Raw genomic sequence first — 4,225 nt, 5'->3', positions numbered from 1 at the left:
ATAAGTCATCCTTGATTCAGTATAAAGGACTTTTTTTGGTTTAGATAGTGATAAATGAGGTTTTTAGTGCGAAATAATCTTTGCACCACTAGTGATAAAATAAAATGAAAGATGTTCAACTCTGTTTATTAATGTTACGTATTTTTGTAGAATTTTTGAATAATCAGATTGATTGTAATGTGCGCTTAATGTATACAAATTTTTATCATGATTTGAAGTGACTTCCCCTAAAGACAGATAGACAGTCTCAACATTTTCAATATCTGAGACGGCTTCGAAATCCTCCTCAGAAAAGCCAATTCTTTCTCCATCAAAAGAGCTTTGAATGCCACGTTCGTTGAAATTACTAATCTGCTCTGCTTTCAAATTTTGAGTATCCATTAAAATGATTTGATTACCCAAACCATTGAAAAGCTGTTTAAATGACAAAGTAGAATTAGCTCTATAGGCACTAAACCCTAAGATAAAAATAGATAAAATAATAACTGCAGGAATAGCTAAATAAAAGATTCTTTTCTTTGTTCGAAGTAAGGTATTTATCACATATTTACTAAGATATTTTTTGCTAGTCGGTTCTTTTTTTACCGTAAATTCGTCCGTAGGTACTAGAGAATTCGATTCTTTAATCATTGTTATTTTTTGATCTTTTAATTCAAAAACAATATCTGATAGGCCAGATAGAGCAGTGTCATGTGTAATAATAAAAATTAAAATGCCTTTGTCTCGTAATCGTTGTAGATACTTCATTATTTTTTCAGAAGTCATACCATCTAGATTTCCAGTTGGTTCATCAAGTAATAGGATTTTAGGCTCTGCAATGATTGCTCGAGCAATAGCAACACGTTGTTTTTGACCTCCACTTAGTTCAGAGACAAGATGATTTTTTACATCGTCAATATCTAATTCCTGTAGTACTTCCTCAATATTATCAACAGAATAATTACCCGATACACGGATATTTTCAATCACGCTAAAATTATCCAATAATTTATAATCTTGGAAGACCATACGAATGTATTTTTCTCTTAGTGTTGCCCACTCTGAATGACTCAAATTAATCGAATCTCTACCAAATAGTTGGTACATTCCAGAGTAATCTTTGTCTAGACCGAATAAAATATTAAAAAGGGTTGTTTTACCTGTACCACTTTCACCAATTAGACTGTATATCTTGCTTGGATCGTTCACGACAAATGAAACTTTATCGAGAATTCGTTTATCCTTATATTTCTTGGTTAAGTTTCTAATTTTAATCATATATAGTCTCCTTAAAAAAGAGCTCAAAAAGGCTCTTAAAAAATTATAAGATAAATTTATACTGGGCATTAAACCAAGGTGCATGATAATATCTAGCAGCAATCAAAATTTGTCCTTGTCTATCTAAAAGAGGTTGTCCCAAAAAAGTAGCAGATACAGAGTCATTTGATGCTAAAACCACATTCTTATTACCTATCCAATGACGAGAGTCCAATTAAAAAACAACAGGTAATAGCAAAACAAATAGTTTTCTTTTCATACTATAAAATCTCTAATAAATAAATTACATTTCAATTGTTATGAAAGCGTAATTATCTATCCGGGAATAACTCAATTTTATTTGAGTAATTGGTTACTTCAATATGGTCTCGCTTGGAATCATTTGGATCTTTCACAACAATATCCTCACCGCTAACTAGATATATATTTTGTGGTTCATCAAGTGAATCAGATACTGTCATAGCGCTAATATTTAAGTTAAATGAATCCTCATTAGTGAGCGATTTCATTTTAATGACGTAGATGTAGAGAATATCATCAATTTGTACTGCACCGTAGTTAGAAATTTTTTCAAAATATTTTAATTCTGCCTGACCAATCATATAAAGGTCGTTACCTTGTTTTTCTAACCGTACTTCAGTTATATCATCAACAGAAATAATTTCTCTAGTAGTGTTCTGATAAAATTTCCAACAAAAAAATAAACCAATGGGTAATACTAGAAAAATAAAAAACAAGAAAAGAAACTTTCTTTTCACTCTAAACACTCCCTTTCCGTGTAATATCGGAGGATTTTATAAACAAATAGAGAAAAGTTCTATATATATCATAGTAACATTAAAAAGTTGTCTGTGAAGGAAAATTCAATAAAAATTAATGATTGCTTCAACCTTATTAAATCTTTTTTAAATCGCTATATATGATAATTTCATTTGATTAAGTAAAAAATTAAAATCTGCATTTCGATCAAAACTACTTTTCATTTCTTGAGTAGCGAACGAATGCAAAATAGGCGCAAGAAACATTTCTGAATCCCTTGAAGTATAGTGATTTCCAGGTCGTAACTGAGCACCTAATAAAGCGCCTGTTTGTTGTTCAAAAGCAAGGAGAGGATGATAGCCATTGGTTTTGTAATGTCCGTTATAATCGCTATCTTCCTGCTTACCAAACGTATCAAAATGGGTAGCGTCACTATCTACAATGACCTGTCTTTGATTGGTTTCAGTTAAAAGTAATTCACCTAAACGAGTCATTAATTGATGCACGCAACGGTTAGAGAGTTAGCATTTGAAGGGAAGTTTGTTGTAAAGTCGGCATAGAGAGCACTCCTTTATTGGTTTTGGACGACTTTACAATAACAAAAGGAGGGCTCTTTTTGTACACTAAATGGGTGAAAAAAGAAAATTCCCTTATCCATTGATAGATAAGGGAACTGAGAGGTAAATAGAAAAAGTATGAATTATCTAGGGAAAAAATAACCGTCTAACTTTAGCAAGTTACGGTTATTTTTTGTGATTGTACGTGGTATTTGTTTAGCCGAAACAATAGTTTGGTTGTGCTAACTGATTAAGGAAGCGTAGGCACCGTGTTTCGTGTCCATTTATAATCTTCAAAACCCTCTTCACGCATCACGCCATCAATAATTGTATACGTACTTGTAAAAGAATTACCGGTTTCATCATAAGTCATGGTTAGCTCTAAACGTGTATCAGATAAGTAATTCACGCTATATTGCCCAGTCAAAGCCTCGCCACGCCCGTCAGAAAAGATGTCGAGTGAGCCATCCGGATTAAAGTTACGCGTATCACGAAATTCAATGCCTTCGGTTAAAGTCCAAGTACCAATAATATGATTCGAAAAATCAATGGCTTCTGTTAAGTAAGCAGGTTGATAAATGGTAGGGGACAATGCTTCAGCTGAAGGACCAGTTCGGGTGAAGGTACCTAAATAACCAAAATTCATTTTAGAAGAATCGTCGTTAAGTTTGGCAATGAAGTAAGTTCCGATTCCCGCAATATTTGAGTTGAAACCATAAAGTTTCAACATTTTCGTTTGTTCAAAATCAGCGGCAACTGTTAAAGTACCAGAACTGTTGATGTTGCCGGTTAGTTGCCAGTTCCCTAAAGCATCCACGGTTAATTGTTGGTTTGGTTGTTGCCAAGTTCCAACCAGATTTTCTTGGTCTTGAGTCGCAACTTCTGAACTACTCATTGTAGAAGAAGTCGTTTGGGAAGTTGTCGTTGCTTGACTGCTTGAGCTTGTTTGCATTTGGCTACTTGTTGAGCTTTGTGTTGTTGTTGGTGTCGTCGGTTTTGTTTGACAAGCACTAATAAAAAATAAGGTGCATAATAATCCAATCCATTTCATTGCAATCACCATCCTTTAGTGTAATTATAACACAGACTAGATTACAGAAGGCTAATCAGTGATTCAAGTATATGTCGGTTTTCGAGTTACCCACGATAACCCTCATACCGAACAGCATTCATCACCAACCTATAGAGGATGGGCGACTTCTGCCTAGTTAAGTTAAAAATATAGCCAGAAACAGGAGGAAAGATTTTACAAACAACTAAAATCATTTATAATGTAACTAAATAACACTGAGTTACATCGAAAGGAGTTGTTTAGAATGTTGACTACAAAATCAAGAGCGCAGGGAAATTCAGTTGTCGTTACACTGCCGATAAATGGAAAAGAAAAACCAAAAGTTGACGAGACTTACTTAGTTTTCTACGAGGATGATGGTTCGATAATTCTGATTCCTAAAATAGAAGATCCATTTGAAGATGATCTGCCAACTGGAGTGTATTATCATGATGACGAATGGTCTGATGTCAACGACCCCCACTTAACGTAACCGTTTGAAGAGAGGGCTTGTGTCTGTCTAAATTCGACAGGGTTTCTGCCCTTACAGATAACCATTACACTTATTCCTACCCAGTAGTGCGAACGGTTGTTTAGACCT

At 34.1% G+C, this 4,225-nt stretch carries 5 protein-coding genes; 1 reads left to right on the top strand and 4 read right to left on the bottom strand.

What is annotated here, in order from left to right; all coding sequences use genetic code 11:
* Positions 1-63: 63 nt before the first annotated feature.
* The 4 genes from JOD14_RS12980 to JOD14_RS12965 form a co-directional block, all read right to left on the bottom strand.
* Positions 64-1,257, bottom strand: a complete 1,194-nt coding sequence (locus tag JOD14_RS12980) for an ABC transporter ATP-binding protein (protein ID WP_204655197.1) — start codon at positions 1,255-1,257, stop codon at positions 64-66.
* 311 nt (positions 1,258-1,568) lie between these two features.
* Positions 1,569-2,015, bottom strand: coding sequence for a hypothetical protein (locus tag JOD14_RS12975; protein WP_204655196.1), 447 nt, complete (start codon positions 2,013-2,015; stop codon positions 1,569-1,571).
* Positions 2,016-2,162: 147 nt separating this feature from the next.
* On the bottom strand, positions 2,163-2,510 hold the full coding sequence (locus JOD14_RS12970) for a transposase (protein WP_204655195.1): 348 nt from the start codon (positions 2,508-2,510) through the stop codon (positions 2,163-2,165).
* Between the two features lie 313 nt (positions 2,511-2,823).
* Positions 2,824-3,624: a hypothetical protein gene (locus tag JOD14_RS12965; RefSeq protein ID WP_204655194.1), complete on the bottom strand. Its 801-nt coding sequence runs from the start codon at positions 3,622-3,624 to the stop codon at positions 2,824-2,826.
* A 265-nt stretch (positions 3,625-3,889) separates the two neighbouring features.
* Here JOD14_RS12965 and mazE point away from each other — a divergent pair, with 265 nt between their 5' ends.
* Complete coding sequence (gene mazE, locus JOD14_RS12960) at positions 3,890-4,117, top strand: type II toxin-antitoxin system PemI/MazE family antitoxin (RefSeq protein WP_204655193.1); 228 nt, start codon at positions 3,890-3,892, stop codon at positions 4,115-4,117.
* The last annotated feature ends 108 nt before the right edge of the window (positions 4,118-4,225 follow it).

Origin of the sequence: Enterococcus lemanii (assembly GCF_016909125.1) — a bacterium.
Taxonomy (GTDB): Bacteria; Bacillota; Bacilli; order Lactobacillales; family Enterococcaceae; genus Enterococcus_I; species Enterococcus_I lemanii.
The sequence above is the reverse complement of the archived record's forward strand: the minus strand, read 5'-3'. Positions and strand labels throughout refer to the sequence as shown.

Bases quoted from the DNA above. Each gene is read 5' to 3' on its own strand.
- JOD14_RS12980 (WP_204655197.1), bottom strand. From the start codon at position 1,257: ATGATTAAAATTAGAAACTTAACCAAGAAATATAAGGATAAACGAATT.
- JOD14_RS12970 (WP_204655195.1), bottom strand. From the start codon at position 2,510: ATGACTCGTTTAGGTGAATTACTTTTAACTGAAACCAATCAAAGACAG.
- JOD14_RS12965 (WP_204655194.1), bottom strand. From the start codon at position 3,624: ATGAAATGGATTGGATTATTATGCACCTTATTTTTTATTAGTGCTTGT.
- mazE (WP_204655193.1), top strand. From the start codon at position 3,890: ATGTTGACTACAAAATCAAGAGCGCAGGGAAATTCAGTTGTCGTTACA.